Raw genomic sequence first — 14,114 nt, 5'->3', positions numbered from 1 at the left:
GAAGCGCATGCAAAGGTTATCCACAGTAGTGACCGCCGGGTTACTGATGCTTGGCAGTGTTTCGGCCTGGGCCGAGCAACGTTGCGACACCGTGAAGATGGCCGACCCCGGCTGGAGCGACATCGCCGCGACCAACGCGATCACCAGCGTGCTGCTTGAGGGCATGGGGTACAAGGCCAAGATCGATACCCTGGCGGTGCCGATCATCTTTGGTGGCCTCAAGGACGGTCAGGTCGATGTCTTCCTCGGTAACTGGATGCCAGCCCAGCAGGGCTTCTATGACAAGTTCGTGGCCAGCGGCGAGGTCACCCAACTGGCGAAGAACCTCGACGGCACCGAGTTCACCCTGGCCGTGCCGGACTACGTCTGGGAGGCCGGCGTGCATGACTTCGCCGACCTGAACAAGTACGCCGAGCAGTTCGACAAGAAAATCTACGGCATCGGCTCCGGTGCACCGGCCAACCTCTCGTTGCAGGACATCATCAAGAAAAACGACTTCGACCTGGGCCAATGGAAGCTGGTGGAGTCCAGTGAGCAGGCGATGCTCGCGGAAGTCTCGCGCGCAGTGAAGAAACACAAGTTCGTGACTTTCCTCGGCTGGACTCCACACCCGATGAACGTGCAGCTGAAAATGCGCTACCTCAAGGGCGGTGAGAAGTACTTCGGCGACACCGGCAGTGTCCACACCCTGACCCGCAAGGGTTATGCCCAAGCCTGCCCGAACGTCGGCAAACTGCTGAGCAACCTGAGCTTCACCCTGGACATGGAAAACAGCATCATGGCCGAGGTGCTGAACAACAAGGTCAGCAACACCGAGGCCGCCAAGGCTTGGCTCAAGGCCAACCCGGCGGTGCTGGACAAGTGGCTGGACGGGGTGCAAACGGCAGACGGCAAAGAGGCATTGCCGGCGGTCAAGGCCAAGCTCTAAGCACTGGCCCACTGGATTGTTCCTGCACACACGTGGGAACAATCACCTTTGCCCTGATACTCTTTGGCAAAAGCCCATTCGCGAGGATTCATGGCACTCCCCAGCCGCCATTCGCTCTTTCCCTTTCTCCGCTGGCTGCCCCGGCAGACCCGCGCCAGCGTCGGCCGCGATCTTGTCGTCGGGCTGAGCGGGGCGATTCTGGCGCTGCCACAATCGATTGCCTACGCACTGATTGCCGGCCTGCCGCCGGAGTACGGCTTGTACGCCGCCATCATCCCGGTGCTGATCGCCTGCCTCTGGGGCTCCTCCTGGCATCTGATCTGCGGCCCTACGGCGGCCATCTCCATCGTCCTGTACGCCAGTGTCAGCCCGCTGGCCGTGCCCGGTTCCCAGGACTACGTCACCCTGATCCTGTTGCTGACTTTCCTCGCAGGGGTGTTCCAGTGGCTGCTCGGCCTGCTGCGGTTCGGCGCCCTGGTGAACTTCGTCTCGCATTCGGTGGTGCTGGGCTTCACCCTCGGTGCCGCGGTGGTCATCGCCCTCGGGCAACTACCAAACTTGCTGGGGCTGGACCTGCCCAGCCAGGCCACGGCACTCGACAGCCTGGTGTCGCTGGCCAGCCATCTGCATGAGCTGGACAAACCTTCGTTGGCACTGGGCCTCGGCACATTGGCGCTGGGTGTCGCTCTGAAGCTGTGCCTGCCGCGCTGGCCGAGCCTGTTGATCACCCTGGTACTGAGCAGCCTGGTGGTCTGGCTGTGGCCCTCGTGGTTCGGTCATGTGCAACTGGTCAGCGCGTTTGTCGGGCGACTGCCACCGTTCAGCCCCTTGCCCCTGGATCTGGACCTGATCCTGCGCCTGCTGCCCAGTGCCGTGGCGGTCGGCATGCTGGGGCTGGTCACCAGCCTGTCGATTGCCCGCTCGCTGTCGACACGCTCGCAACAGTTGCTCGATGCCAATCAGGAAGTCCGCGCCCAGGGCTTTTCCAACATCGTCGGCAGTTTTTTCTCCGGCTCACTGTCGGCCGGCTCCTTCACCCGCTCCGGCTTGAGTTATGAAGCCGGGGCCTGCTCACCGCTGGCGGGCGTGTTCTCGGCGCTGTGGGTGGCCCTGTTTGCACTGGCCGGAGCAAAACTCATCGCGCACATCCCGATCCCTGCCATGGCCGGCAGCATTCTGTTGATTTGCTGGGGCCTGGTGGACCACCGCGGCATTCGGGCGCTGTTTCGGGTAAGCCGGGCCGAGTTTGCGGTGATGGCGCTGACCTGCGTCGCCACGCTGCTGCTGGAGCTGCAAACGGCAATCTACGCCGGTGTGCTGGCTTCGCTGTTCTTCTACCTCAAACGCACCTCACAGCCCCGCGTACAGCAATGGCGCGAGGGCGATGAAGAGATTCTGCGGGTCGGCGGTTCGATCTTTTTCGGCGCCAGCCATTACCTGCAAGTGCGCCTGCAGCGCACCCAGGGCCTGGCGGTGGTGATTGAGGCGCAATACATCAACTTCATCGACTATTCCGGTGTGGAAATGCTCCACCAGGAAGCCCGCCGCCTGCTCAGGCAGGACCGCAGCCTGACCTTGCGTCGGGCGCGAGGGCATGTGGTCGAAGAGTTGCGCAAACTCGAAGGCGCGGAGAAATGCCCGATCCGCTTCGAGGATTGAACTACAGCGCCAATTGCCGGCGCAGTTCAGCCAACACTGGTGCAGTGTCCGGACGCACCCCGCGCCACAGGAAGAAGGCTTCGGCGGCCTGTTCGGCGAGCATGCCCAGGCCGTCCAGTGCCATGACGGCGCCATGGGCACTGGCCCAGCGGCAGAAGGATGTTGGCTCCTTGCCGTACATCATGTCGTAGCACAGGGTCTTGCCGGGTTCGATCAGGCTACTGGCGATCGGCGGTACATCGCCTGACAGGCTGGCCGACGTGGCGTTGATGATCAGGTCCACTGGCTCGCGCAGCCAATCGAAGCCGCTGGCCGAGACCGGGCCCAGATCGGCGAACAGCTCGGCCAGCAGCTCGGCTTTTTCCACCGTGCGATTGGCAATGATCACTGAGGCCGGATGCTCGGCCAACAACGGCTCCAGCGCACCGCGCACCGCGCCACCGGCGCCGAGCAACAGGATGCGTTTGCCGTGCAGGCTGAATCCGGCATTGACCGTCAGGTCTCGAACGAGCCCGGCGCCATCGGTGTTGTCACCCAACAGGCTGCCGTCGGCCAACTTGCTCAGGGTATTGACCGCCCCGGCCCGTTGCGCACGGGCCGTCAGTTGGCTGGCCAGGCGGTAGGCCTCTTCCTTGAAAGGCACCGTGACATTGGCCCCGCGCCCTTCAGCGAAAAATGCCGTGGCACAGCCGGAAAAATCATCGAGCGGTGCCAGCAGGGTGTTGTAGTCCAGTTGCTGTGCCGTCTGCTGGGCAAACAGGCGATGGATCAACGGCGACTTGCTGTGGCCAATCGGGTTACCGAAAACGACGTACTGATCCATCTCAAACCCTCTTGGAGCGCGCCCCTGAAGGCGCTTTTGTGCTCAACCACTTAGCGTTGTGTGCCGGCTATCCGGCGCCTGCGGATCAGGCCGAGCCCGCCAGCCAATCGCGGTCTTGCAGGAAGTACTCCGTCAGGCGCGCTTCTTCACTACCCGGCTCGGCCTTCCAGTCGTAGGCCCAGCGCACTTGCGGTGGCAGCGACATGAGGATCGACTCGGTACGCCCGCCCGACTGCAGGCCGAACAGCGTGCCACGGTCGTAGACCAGGTTGAACTCGACGTAGCGACCACGGCGGAATTCCTGGAATTCACGCTGTTGCTCGGTGTAGGCCTGGGCCTTGCGGCGCTGCACGATCGGCAGGTAGGCCTCGATGTAGGCATCGCCGATGGCGCGGATGAACGCGAAGCAGGTGTCGAAATCCCACTCGTTCAGGTCATCGAAAAACAGGCCGCCGATACCCCGGGGCTCGTTGCGATGCTTGATGTGGAAATAACTGTCGCACCACGCCTTGTAACGGCTGTAGACATCCGGCCCGAATGGCGCGCAGGCCTGGGCGGCGACACGGTGCCAATGCACGCAGTCTTCTTCATTGCCGTAGTAAGGGGTCAGGTCGAAGCCGCCACCGAACCACCACACCGGCTCTTCACCGGGTTTTTCCGCGATGAAAAAGCGCACGTTGGCGTGGGACGTCGGCACGTGAGGGTTGTGCGGGTGGATCACCAGTGACACGCCGAGGGCTTCGAAGCCGCGTCCAGCCAACTCCGGCCGGTGTGCGCTGGCCGAGGGCGGCAGGCCGCTGCCAAACACGTGGGAAAAGTTGACGCCGCCTTTTTCGATCACCGCGCCATTTTCGATCACCCGCGTCCGTCCGCCACCGCCGGCTGGTCGGGTCCAGGCGTCTTCGACAAAGCGCGTGCCGCCGTCTTCTGTTTCCAGCGCGGCACAAATGCGGTCTTGCAGGTCGAGCAGGTAGGCTTTAACGGCTTCGGTGCGGGTAGTCATGGCATCACCTTGAATCGGGCAAAGCTACGCGGCGCTCGATCAGAACGGCGGCCGACGCAAATGGGCGCGTAGCATAACACTGCACCCGGGCCTGCCACAGTTGACGAAGATCAAGCTTAGGAGTCCGATAGGACCCGACGCAAAACCACCCAAGGAGAGTGCAGATGGCCAAACGAATCCAGTTCCGTGCCCATGGCGGCCCCGAAGTGCTTGAGTATGTGGACTATCAGCCGGCCGAGCCGGGCCCGCAGCAGGTGCGCGTGAGCAACAAGGCCATCGGCCTGAATTTCATCGACACCTATTTTCGCAGTGGCCTGTATGCGCCTCCAGCCTTGCCATCGGGCCTGGGCGCCGAGGGTGCCGGCGTGGTCGAGGCCGTCGGCAGCCAGGTCAGCCGATTTAAGGTCGGCGACCGCGTGGCCTATGGCAGCGGCCCACTGGGGGCCTACAGCGATGTACACGTACTGCCGGAAGCCAACCTGGTGCATCTGCCCGAGGCCATCAGCTTCGAACAGGCCGCCGGTGTAATGCTCAAAGGCCTGACGGTGCAATACCTGCTGCGTCAGACCTATGAACTCAAGGCTGGCGAAACCATCCTGTTCCACGCCGCTGCCGGCGGTGTCGGTTCGCTGGCCTGCCAATGGGCCAAGGCCCTGGGCGTGAAGCTGATCGGCACCGTCAGTTCACCGGAAAAGGCCGCACTGGCCAAGGCCAACGGCGCTTGGGCGACCATCGACTACAGCCATGAAAATGTCGCAGAGCGGGTACTGGAACTGACTGACGGCAAGAAGTGCCCGGTGGTCTACGACGGCGTCGGCAAAGACACCTGGCTGACCTCCCTCGACAGCACTGCACCCCGTGGGCTGGTGGTGAGTTTCGGCAATGCGTCGGGGGCGGTGGACGGGGTGAACCTGGGAATTCTCTCGGCCAAGGGTTCGCTTTACGTCACCCGACCGACCCTGGCGACCTACGCCAGCAATGCAGAGAACCTGCAACGCATGGCCGATGAGCTGTTCGAGATGATCATCAGTGGTCAGTTGCGGGTTGATATCAGCCAACGTTACTCGCTGGCTGAAGCGGCGAAGGCCCAGACCGAGCTGTCGGCTCGACGTACCACTGGCTCGACCATTCTGCTGCCCTGAGAGTTATTGCCTCAGACAGGAGGTCTTCGCTGGCGGCTTGCTCGCGAAGGTGGCGTACGCGAGCAAGCTTTGCTCCTGCAGCGAACCGCAGCAGCGCGATCTCAGTCCGGACGCACCACGTGGCCGGTCGCCAGGTCGCGAATCACGCTGGGGTTCCTGCGCCCGCCGAGTTGGCCGCCCAACACCAGGTCGACTTGCCCACGGAAATACTGCTCGACGCGAATCCGCGTGCGCGCCGCCGGCCGTCCCTGAGGGTTGGCGGACGTCGACACCAGTGGCCCGACCAACGCACACAGATCGCGCACCTGCGGGTGATCGCTGACGCGCAGGGCCACGGTTTCGTGAACCCCGGTGATCCATTGCGGCAACATGTTCTGGTGGGGCACCAGCCAGGTATTCGGCCCTGGCCAGGTGCTGGCCATTCGATCGAGCCACAACTGCGGGAAGTCATCGAACAGGAAGTCGAACTGGCGAATATTGTCGGCTACCAGGATCAGGCCCTTTTCCACCGAGCGTCCCTTGATCGCCAACAGGCGATACACCGCCTCTTCATCCCAGGGGTCGCACCCCAGGCCCCAGACGGCTTCGGTTGGATAGGCAAGCACCGCCCCTGCGCGAATTCCTCGTGCGGCTTGTTGCACACGCCAACTGTTGACCATGACCGACTCTCCAAAATAAGGCTGTGCGCAGTTTACCCATCTTCCTTATAAATCCCAGTGCATGAACCTAGCTTAGGCGGGCAAACCAGCGTCCGCCTTCCGCCACCGCCCGACCTTCCATTTCCAGCTCGGTCAGCGCCACCAGCACTTTGGGCAAGGCCCAGCCGCTGGAGTCGGCCAGGGCTTCGCTGGTATGGGGCGCGGCAAACAGCAGGCGCAACAGCGGGTGATCGAGTTCGGCTGGGACCGGGGCCATGACCGGGGCGGCCGGCAGGTACTGCCAGCCACGCAAGCCTTCGAGAATATGCTCGATGGTCTCCACCAGGGTTGCCCCATCGCGAATCAACTGGTGGCAGCCTCGGGCAGCGGGGTGATGGATGGAGCCGGGAATCGCATAGACCTCGCGCCCTTGCTCTGCCGCCAGCCGGGCGGTGATCAACGAACCACTGGCGACACTGGCCTCGACCACCAGCACGCCCAGGGACAAACCACTGATGATCCGGTTACGCCTTGGAAAGTGGCTGGCGTGCGGCCCGGCATCCAGGGCAAATTCGGAAACCACCGCGCTACCCTGGGCAATCATCGCCTCGGCAAGGGCGCGGTTGCGCTGTGGATAAAATTTTTCCAGGCCAGTACCCAGCACGCCCACCGTCTGCCCTCCAACCTCCAGCGCGGCCTGGTGCGCAGCCGCATCGATGCCCAGCGCCAAGCCACTGGTGATCACAAAACCGGCGCCTGCCAGGCTGCGGGAGAACGCCGCCGCGGTGTCCATTCCCGGCCTGGAGGCGCGACGACTGCCGACCATCGCCAGTTGCGGTTTTTCCAGGATCGACGGATCTCCGGCGACAAACAACAAGGGCGGCGGGTCACTGATCTCGGCCAGCAACGCGGGGTAACCGGGCTGGTCAATCATCAGCAAATGCTGGCCCTCACGCTCTAGCCAGGCCATTGCGTGATGCGCACCATCACGAATCAACGGGCTGCGCCGGGCCTCTGCGCAGGCGGCGGGCAAACCCAGGGCGCGCCAGGCACTGGCCGGGGCGCTGATGGCTTTGGAGGCCGAACCAAAGGCTTGCAGCAACTTCTGAAAACGCCGCGGCCCCAGTTCAGGCAGGAGGTGTAAACGCAGACGAGCTTCCAGTTCCGCCGGCGAAACCGGCAGGGATATAGACGACGACATAAGATCATCCTTGATCGTAATTGCGCCTGACGAATCAGGAACAAGCTGTGGATAAGTCTGTTGGTAACTTGTTGAGTGTTTTCCCGCCCAGAGGCCCTGGGGGGCAGGGATTTTTGTCCTGCGTGCAGGCTGTGGCGGGCGACGGCCAAAGGTTTGTGATTTCCCTCACGCAGTGAATCCCTTTATTATGTGGGCTCGCGTAAAACGCCAGAGCCGGCATGGCTCGCTCCCGCGAGGGGGCTTCGTTTTACAGCCATCGCCAGCCTCTGCGGACTGCCAGGCGATCGGCCCTGACCTTACTTCACACGTGCAGCAATTACGCTTATGGCCATTTTGAACATCCTCGAATTCCCCGACCCGCGCCTGCGCACGATCGCCAAACCGGTGACCGTAGTGGACGACGAAGTGCGGCAGTTGGTCGATGACATGTTTGAAACAATGTATGAAGCGCCAGGCATCGGCCTCGCGGCGACCCAGGTCAATGTGCACAAGCGCATCGTGGTCATGGACTTGTCCGAAGACCGCAGTGAACCGCGGGTGTTCATCAACCCCGAGTTCGAGACCCTGACCGACGAGATGGACCAGTACCAGGAAGGCTGCCTTTCGGTACCCGGCTTCTACGAAAACGTCGATCGCCCGCAGAAGGTCAAGATCAAGGCCCTGGATCGCGACGGCAAGCCGTACGAACTGATCGCCGAAGGCCTGCTGGCGGTGTGCATTCAACATGAATGCGATCACCTCAACGGCAAATTGTTCGTCGACTACCTGTCCACGCTCAAACGCGACCGGATCAAGAAGAAGCTGGAAAAGCTCCATCGCCAGAACGCTTGATTCCTTTCTTCCAAAGGCTTGCTGCGGCAAGCCTTTTTCTTTTGTGACTGCTTCTGAAACCGAGAGCCTCCTCAATGCGCATCGTCTTTGCCGGCACCCCCGAATTTGCCGCCGAACACCTCAAGGCCCTGCTCGACAGCCCTTACGAGGTCGTGGCGGTCTACACCCAACCGGACCGTCCGGCAGGTCGTGGGCAAAAGCTGATGCCAAGCCCGGTCAAGCAACTGGCCCTGGAACACAACATTCCAGTATTCCAGCCGCCAACCCTGCGCAATGCCGACGCCCAGGCCGAACTGGCCGCGCTGCAGCCGGACCTGATGGTGGTGGTCGCCTATGGCCTGATCCTGCCGCAGGTGGTGCTGGATATCCCACGCCTGGGCTGCATCAACAGCCATGCTTCCCTGTTGCCGCGCTGGCGCGGTGCGGCGCCGATCCAGCGCGCCGTCGAAGCGGGCGATGCGCAGAGTGGCGTCACCGTGATGCGCATGGAGGCGGGGCTCGACACCGGGCCGATGCTGCTCAAGGTGAGCACTGCGATCAGCGGCCAGGACACCGGCGGCACCCTGCATGACCGACTTGCCGAGATGGGCCCGCCCGCAGTGCTGCAGGCGATTGCCGGATTGGCCGCCGGTACCCTGCAAGGCGAAGTGCAGGATGACAGCCTCGCCACCTATGCGCACAAATTGAACAAGGACGAGGCGCGCATCGACTGGAGCCGCCCGGCGATCGAACTGGAACGCCTGGTACGCGCCTTCAACCCATGGCCGATCTGCCACAGCACCCTCAATGGCGAGGCCCTGAAAGTCCTGGCCGCCCACTTGGCCGATGGCCAAGGCGCCCCGGGCGAGGTGCTCGGCGCCAGCAAGGACGGCCTGATCGTCGCCTGCGGTGAGCAAGCGCTGTGCTTGACCCGCCTGCAATTGCCCGGTGGCAAGGCCCTGAACTTCAGCGACCTGTTCAACAGCCGCCGCGAGAAATTTGCCCTGGGCACCGTGCTCGGCCAGTCGGTGGACGCGCAATGAACCCGCGTCTGGCCGCCGCCAAGGCACTGGCCGCTGTCCTCAGTGGCAAAGCGTCCCTCAACAGCTCCCTGCCGACTCAACTGGACAAGGTCGAAGACCGCGATCGCGGCTTCACCCAGGACCTGGCCTTCGGTACCGCACGCTGGCAGCCACGCTTGTCGGCGCTGGCGGGAAAACTCCTGCAGAAGCCCTTCAAGGCGGCGGATGCCGATGTCGAGGCGTTGCTGCTGGTCGGCCTGTACCAACTGCTCTACACCCGGGTACCAGCTCACGCCGCCATCGGTGAAACCGTGGGCTGCGCCGACAAGCTGAAAAAGCCCTGGGCCAAGGCCCTGATCAACGCCGTGCTGCGCCGCGCGCAACGTGAAAGCGAAGCGCTGTTGGCCGAACTCGAGCACGACCCGGTAGTACGCACCGCCCATCCACGCTGGCTGCAAAAATCCCTCAAGGCCTTCTGGCCCCTGCAGTGGGAAGCCATTTGCGCCGCGAACAACGCACACCCTCCGATGATTCTGCGGGTCAATCGCCGCCATCATGACCGCGCTGCCTACCTGCAGTTGCTGAGCCGGGCCGGGGTAGCCGCTCAGCCGTGCACCTTCAGCCAGGACGGTATCGTGCTCGAGACCCCGACTGATGTGCGCAGCCTGCCGGGCTTCAGCGAAGGCTGGATCAGCGTGCAGGACGAAGCGGCGCAACTGGCCGCCGAACTGCTGGACCTGGCGCCGGGCCAGCGAGTGCTCGACGCCTGCTGCGCACCCGGCGGCAAGACCTGCCATATCCTCGAAGTCGAGCCTGGGCTGGCCGGTGTGGTGGCGGTGGACCTCGAAGCCAAGCGCCTGGTACGGGTCAAGGAGAACCTCGAACGGCTGGGCCTGAGCGCCGAGCTGATCGCCGCCGATGGCCGCGACACCCAGGCCTGGTGGGACGGCAAGCCGTTCCAGCGGATTCTGCTCGACGCGCCTTGTTCGGCGACGGGCGTAATTCGCCGGCACCCGGACATCAAGCTGACCCGCCAACCCGATGACATCGCCGCGCTGGCCGCGCTGCAAGGCGAGTTGCTCGACGCGATGTGGCCAACCCTCGAGGTAGGCGGCATCTTGCTGTACGCCACCTGCTCGACACTGCCGACCGAGAACACCGAAGTGATCGCAGCCTTCCTCGGGCGCACCCCCGGCGCTCGCGAACTGGACATCGCCAGCCAGGCCGGCATCAAGCAACCCCATGGTCGCCAGTTGCTGGCGCAAGAGGGTGGCCATGACGGGTTCTATTACGCCAAGCTGATCAAGATTGCCGCCGCGCGCGGTTAACCGGTTTTAAGGGAGTAGACGGATGAAGATCATCATCCTCGGCGCAGGGCAGGTGGGTGGATCACTGGCAGAACATCTGGCCAGCGAAGCGAACGACATCACTGTGGTCGACACCGACGGCGAACGCCTGCGCGATCTCGGCGATCGCCTCGACATCCGCACGGTGCAAGGTCGCGGCTCGTTGCCTACGGTGCTGCGCCAGGCCGGCGCCGACGACGCCGACATGCTGGTGGCCGTGACCAACAGCGACGAAACCAACATGGTCGCCTGCCAGGTCGCCCATACCCTGTTCCACACCCCGACCAAGATTGCCCGGGTGCGCGAGGCGTCCTACCTGACCCGCGCCGAGCTGTTCGACAATGACGCGATTCCGGTCGATGTGCTGATCAGCCCGGAACAAGTAGTTACCAACTACATCAAGCGCCTGATCGAACACCCCGGTGCCCTGCAGGTGATCGACTTCGCCGAGGGCAAGGCCCAGTTGGTGGCGGTCAAGGCCTACTACGGCGGACCGCTGGTAGGCCAGCAACTGCGCCAGTTGCGCGAACACATGCCGAACGTCGATACCCGGGTGGCGGCGATTTTCCGGCGTGACCGGCCGATCCTGCCGCAAGGCAACACCGTAATCGAGGCCGACGATGAAGTGTTTTTCATTGCCGCCCGAGCCAACATTCGCGCGGTCATGAGCGAAATGCGCCGCCTCGACGAAAGCTACAAGCGCATCGTCATCGCCGGTGGCGGGCAGATTGGCGAGCGCCTGGCCGAGGCCATCGAAAGCCGCTACCAGGTCAAGATCATCGAGATGAACCCGGCCCGCTGCCGCTATCTGTCGGACACCCTCGACAGCACCGTGGTGTTGCAGGGCAGCGCATCGGACCGCGACTTGCTGCTGGAGGAGAACATCGCCGACGCCGATATCTTCCTGGCGCTGACCAACGACGATGAAGCCAACATCATGTCTTCGCTGCTGGCCAAGCGCCTGGGTGCGAAGAAGGTCATGACCATCATCAACAACCCCGCCTATGTGGACCTGATCCAGGGCGGTGACATCGATATCGCCATCAGCCCGCAACTGGCGACCATCGGCACCTTGCTGGCTCACGTGCGTCGAGGCGACATCGTCAGCGTGCACTCACTGCGCCGGGGGGCGGCAGAAGCCATCGAGGCAATTGCCCACGGTGACGAGAAGTCGAGCAAGGTCATCGGCAAGGCCATCGAGAACATCGCATTGCCGCCAGGTACCACCATTGGCGCGATCATCCGCGACGAGGAAGTGTTGATCGCCCACGACGACACAGTGATCGAAGCCGGGGACCATGTGATTCTGTTCCTTGTGGATAAAAAGCATATTCGCGATGTGGAGAAGCTGTTCCACGTGGGATTGAGCTTCTTCTGATCGCGGATTTGCGGCGCCTGGGCGGGCCTCTTCGCGAGCAAGCCGCAAGTGGGCACCCGCTCCTACATTGGATTTAAGGAATTGAACCATGCTCGAATCCCTGGAAAAAATGCTCGCCAAGGGTGTGGATAACTCATTGCTGCGCTTCGGGCTGGGCAAGGGGTATCTGGATCTGGGAGAAAACGCCAAGGCCGCCGAGCACTTCACGCGCTGCGTGGCATTCGATCCGAAATATTCTGCTGCCTGGAAGCTATTGGGCAAGGCTCAGCTGGCGCTCGCGGACTATCCGGCGGCGCGCCAGGCCTGGGAACAGGGCCTGGAAGCTGCTCGCGCCCATGGCGACAAGCAGGCCGAAAAGGAAATGACGGTGTTCCTGAAAAAGCTCGATCGCACGAGCGCCCTGTAGGGGCGCGGTGCTCTTGAGACCATCGCGGCTTTTGTGGGAGCGGGCCCGCGATGGTCGTCAACGATGACACGGGTATCCTGAAGCTCAGTGAATCTTCAGTACCAGCGCTCTTCACCCGGCGGACGCTTCTTGAAGCGCTTCATGCTCCACATGTACTGGCTCGGATACGCCCGTACATACCGTTCGACCACCTGGCTCATGGCCGCGCAGGACGTCTCGGTGTCGGTGCTGTACATCGCCTCGGGGGCGGCTTCCAGGATCACCTTGTAGCCCGAGCCGTCCGGCAGGCGCAGGGCGTGCAGGAATACCCCGACCGCCTTGCCGCCGGCGAGCATGTTCGGCACAAACTTGCTGGTCAGGGCCTTGGTGGCGAAAAAGGGCACGAAGATACCGGCGGACTCGGCTGGCTCCGGGTCAGCCGGGATCCCCACCGCGCCGCCTTTGCGCACTTCCTTGATGACACTGAGAATGCCTTCCTTGGTGGACGCCGCCACGCGGTTGCCCAGTTGCACGCGCTGCTTGCGCAGCAGTTCATCCACCGCCTTGAGCTTGGGCGGACGGTAGAAAATAATCGGTTTGCACTGGCTGCAATAGAAGTGGTTGAGCACCTCCCAGTTGCCCAGGTGGCTGGTGATGCCGACTACGCCCTTGCCCGACGCCAGGGCTTCCTTGAGCACCTCCAGGCCTTCGACTTCACGCACCAGGTCGATCGAACGCTGGGCAGGCCAGATCCACGCGCAGGCGCTTTCGGTCAGGGACTTGCCGATGTCCTTGAGACTCTGGCCCACCAGGCGCTCACGCTCGGCGGGGTCCATTTCAGGGAAACACTTGGCCAGGTTGATGCGCACCACGTCGCGGGAACGGTTGGGGGTTTTCCACATGACCCAGCCAATCGCCGCGCCCACCGCTTGCACTGCCCGCCACGGGAGCAGGGCAAACAACCTTAGAGCGCCTACCAGCAAGGCGCCTTTAAACTTATCCACAGGTCACTCCTGTTGTCTGAATCCTGTTGCGAGCCGGCTATTCTAACCGCGCACCGCCAACTCGGCGTAACGATCACAATCGCGGGTGTGGTCCATGACCATGCCAGAGGCCTGCATCAGGGCATAACAAATGGTCGGCCCGACGAACGTGAAACCGGCCTTTTTCAGCCCGCGACTCATTTCCACGGCGACCGGGGTCACGGCCGGCACCTGGCTGCGATCCTGAAAATGGTTGATGGTCGGCACCCCGCCAACAAACGACCACAGAAAGCCCACCGGATCTTCCAGCGCCAGCCAGGCCTGGGCGTTGCGCCGGGCGGCATTGAGTTTCAGGCGGTTGCGGATGATCCCTGGATCGAGCATCAGGTCATCGATTTCGGCGTCGCTCATCTGCGCCACGCGCTGCACATCAAAGCCGTACAGCACCTCACGGTAGCGCTCGCGCTTCTTCAGCACAGTGATCCATGACAGTCCGGCCTGGAACCCTTCGAGCAAAAGCAACTCGAACAAGCGCTGCGCATCGCGTAGCGGTACGCCCCACTCCTGATCGTGATAGGCCATGTACAGCGGATCTTCGGAACACCAAAAGCAGCGTGGCATAAGGCTCCAGGGGGCGTGCGCACGAACGAATCGGGTATACTCCCGCTCTTTAAATCGCAGCCCAAGAAACAGGTGAATTTCGTGAGCCAGCCTACGCCAGCCGTGCGTACATTCCAAGACTTGAGCCTCGCCCTACCGCTATAGTGGGCAGAGCTAGGTTGTGTTTTAATTCAGA

14 protein-coding genes are annotated in these 14,114 nt (G+C 62.8%); 8 read left to right on the top strand and 6 right to left on the bottom strand.

What is annotated here, in order from left to right:
* The first annotated feature begins 7 nt into the window (after positions 1-7).
* A complete protein-coding gene (choX, locus tag ACIOVD_RS18840; RefSeq protein WP_095165097.1) occupies positions 8-928 on the top strand; it encodes a choline ABC transporter substrate-binding protein in 921 nt (306 codons plus the stop codon).
* A gap of 90 nt (positions 929-1,018) precedes the next feature.
* Complete coding sequence (locus ACIOVD_RS18835; RefSeq protein WP_095165096.1) at positions 1,019-2,587, top strand: SulP family inorganic anion transporter; 1,569 nt, start codon at positions 1,019-1,021, stop codon at positions 2,585-2,587.
* A gap of 1 nt (position 2,588) precedes the next feature.
* On the opposite strand, the gene aroE is transcribed toward ACIOVD_RS18835, so the two are convergent.
* Positions 2,589-3,410, bottom strand: a complete 822-nt coding sequence (gene aroE / locus ACIOVD_RS18830) for a shikimate dehydrogenase (protein ID WP_095165095.1) — start codon at positions 3,408-3,410, stop codon at positions 2,589-2,591.
* Positions 3,411-3,495: 85 nt separating this feature from the next.
* The gene (gene hemF, locus ACIOVD_RS18825; RefSeq protein WP_095165094.1) at positions 3,496-4,413 is read right to left on the bottom strand and encodes an oxygen-dependent coproporphyrinogen oxidase; all 918 of its coding nucleotides are present in this window, start codon (positions 4,411-4,413) and stop codon (positions 3,496-3,498) included.
* A gap of 164 nt (positions 4,414-4,577) precedes the next feature.
* Between hemF and ACIOVD_RS18820 the strand changes: the two genes are divergently transcribed.
* Entirely contained in the window at positions 4,578-5,555 is a 978-nt protein-coding gene (locus ACIOVD_RS18820; RefSeq protein WP_095165093.1) for an NADPH:quinone reductase, read from the top strand.
* Positions 5,556-5,656: 101 nt separating this feature from the next.
* On the opposite strand, the gene ACIOVD_RS18815 is transcribed toward ACIOVD_RS18820, so the two are convergent.
* Complete coding sequence (locus ACIOVD_RS18815) at positions 5,657-6,214, bottom strand: L-threonylcarbamoyladenylate synthase (RefSeq protein WP_095165092.1); 558 nt, start codon at positions 6,212-6,214, stop codon at positions 5,657-5,659.
* A gap of 67 nt (positions 6,215-6,281) precedes the next feature.
* Entirely contained in the window at positions 6,282-7,394 is a 1,113-nt protein-coding gene (gene dprA, locus ACIOVD_RS18810) for a DNA-processing protein DprA (protein WP_401129572.1), read from the bottom strand.
* Between the two features lie 324 nt (positions 7,395-7,718).
* Between dprA and def the strand changes: the two genes are divergently transcribed.
* The 5 genes from def to ACIOVD_RS18785 all read left to right on the top strand — a co-directional run bounded on the left by def (position 7,719) and on the right by ACIOVD_RS18785 (position 12,356).
* Positions 7,719-8,225, top strand: coding sequence for a peptide deformylase (gene def, locus ACIOVD_RS18805; protein ID WP_095080986.1), 507 nt, complete (start codon positions 7,719-7,721; stop codon positions 8,223-8,225).
* 74 nt (positions 8,226-8,299) lie between these two features.
* Positions 8,300-9,247: a methionyl-tRNA formyltransferase gene (fmt, locus tag ACIOVD_RS18800; RefSeq protein WP_095165090.1), complete on the top strand. Its 948-nt coding sequence runs from the start codon at positions 8,300-8,302 to the stop codon at positions 9,245-9,247.
* On the top strand, positions 9,244-10,554 hold the full coding sequence (rsmB, locus tag ACIOVD_RS18795; RefSeq protein WP_401129569.1) for a 16S rRNA (cytosine(967)-C(5))-methyltransferase RsmB: 1,311 nt from the start codon (positions 9,244-9,246) through the stop codon (positions 10,552-10,554). The genes fmt and rsmB overlap by 4 nt, the downstream gene beginning before the upstream one ends.
* 22 nt (positions 10,555-10,576) lie before the next feature.
* The gene (gene trkA, locus ACIOVD_RS18790; protein ID WP_095165088.1) at positions 10,577-11,950 is read left to right on the top strand and encodes a Trk system potassium transporter TrkA; all 1,374 of its coding nucleotides are present in this window, start codon (positions 10,577-10,579) and stop codon (positions 11,948-11,950) included.
* 88 nt (positions 11,951-12,038) lie between these two features.
* Positions 12,039-12,356, top strand: coding sequence for a tetratricopeptide repeat protein (locus ACIOVD_RS18785; protein WP_095165087.1), 318 nt, complete (start codon positions 12,039-12,041; stop codon positions 12,354-12,356).
* Between the two features lie 95 nt (positions 12,357-12,451).
* On the opposite strand, the gene ACIOVD_RS18780 is transcribed toward ACIOVD_RS18785, so the two are convergent.
* Positions 12,452-13,339: a lysophospholipid acyltransferase gene (locus tag ACIOVD_RS18780; protein ID WP_095165086.1), complete on the bottom strand. Its 888-nt coding sequence runs from the start codon at positions 13,337-13,339 to the stop codon at positions 12,452-12,454.
* A 42-nt stretch (positions 13,340-13,381) separates the two neighbouring features.
* Positions 13,382-13,939 (bottom strand): DNA-3-methyladenine glycosylase I, encoded by a 558-nt coding sequence (locus tag ACIOVD_RS18775; protein WP_095165085.1) that lies wholly within the window; start codon positions 13,937-13,939, stop codon positions 13,382-13,384.
* Positions 13,940-14,114 lie beyond the last annotated feature (175 nt).

The organism is Pseudomonas sp. NPDC087626 (genome assembly GCF_044743405.1).
Taxonomy (GTDB): domain Bacteria; phylum Pseudomonadota; class Gammaproteobacteria; order Pseudomonadales; family Pseudomonadaceae; genus Aquipseudomonas.
This window is presented reverse-complemented; position numbering and strand designations above follow the sequence as displayed.

Coding starts and splice junctions, on each gene's coding strand:
- choX (WP_095165097.1), top strand. CDS start 8: ATGCAAAGGTTATCCACAGTAGTGACCGCCGGGTTACTGATGCTTGGC.
- ACIOVD_RS18835 (WP_095165096.1), top strand. CDS start 1,019: ATGGCACTCCCCAGCCGCCATTCGCTCTTTCCCTTTCTCCGCTGGCTG.
- aroE (WP_095165095.1), bottom strand. CDS start 3,410: ATGGATCAGTACGTCGTTTTCGGTAACCCGATTGGCCACAGCAAGTCG.
- hemF (WP_095165094.1), bottom strand. CDS start 4,413: ATGACTACCCGCACCGAAGCCGTTAAAGCCTACCTGCTCGACCTGCAA.
- ACIOVD_RS18820 (WP_095165093.1), top strand. CDS start 4,578: ATGGCCAAACGAATCCAGTTCCGTGCCCATGGCGGCCCCGAAGTGCTT.
- ACIOVD_RS18815 (WP_095165092.1), bottom strand. CDS start 6,214: ATGGTCAACAGTTGGCGTGTGCAACAAGCCGCACGAGGAATTCGCGCA.
- dprA (WP_401129572.1), bottom strand. CDS start 7,394: ATGTCGTCGTCTATATCCCTGCCGGTTTCGCCGGCGGAACTGGAAGCT.
- def (WP_095080986.1), top strand. CDS start 7,719: ATGGCCATTTTGAACATCCTCGAATTCCCCGACCCGCGCCTGCGCACG.
- fmt (WP_095165090.1), top strand. CDS start 8,300: ATGCGCATCGTCTTTGCCGGCACCCCCGAATTTGCCGCCGAACACCTC.
- rsmB (WP_401129569.1), top strand. CDS start 9,244: ATGAACCCGCGTCTGGCCGCCGCCAAGGCACTGGCCGCTGTCCTCAGT.
- trkA (WP_095165088.1), top strand. CDS start 10,577: ATGAAGATCATCATCCTCGGCGCAGGGCAGGTGGGTGGATCACTGGCA.
- ACIOVD_RS18785 (WP_095165087.1), top strand. CDS start 12,039: ATGCTCGAATCCCTGGAAAAAATGCTCGCCAAGGGTGTGGATAACTCA.
- ACIOVD_RS18775 (WP_095165085.1), bottom strand. CDS start 13,939: ATGCCACGCTGCTTTTGGTGTTCCGAAGATCCGCTGTACATGGCCTAT.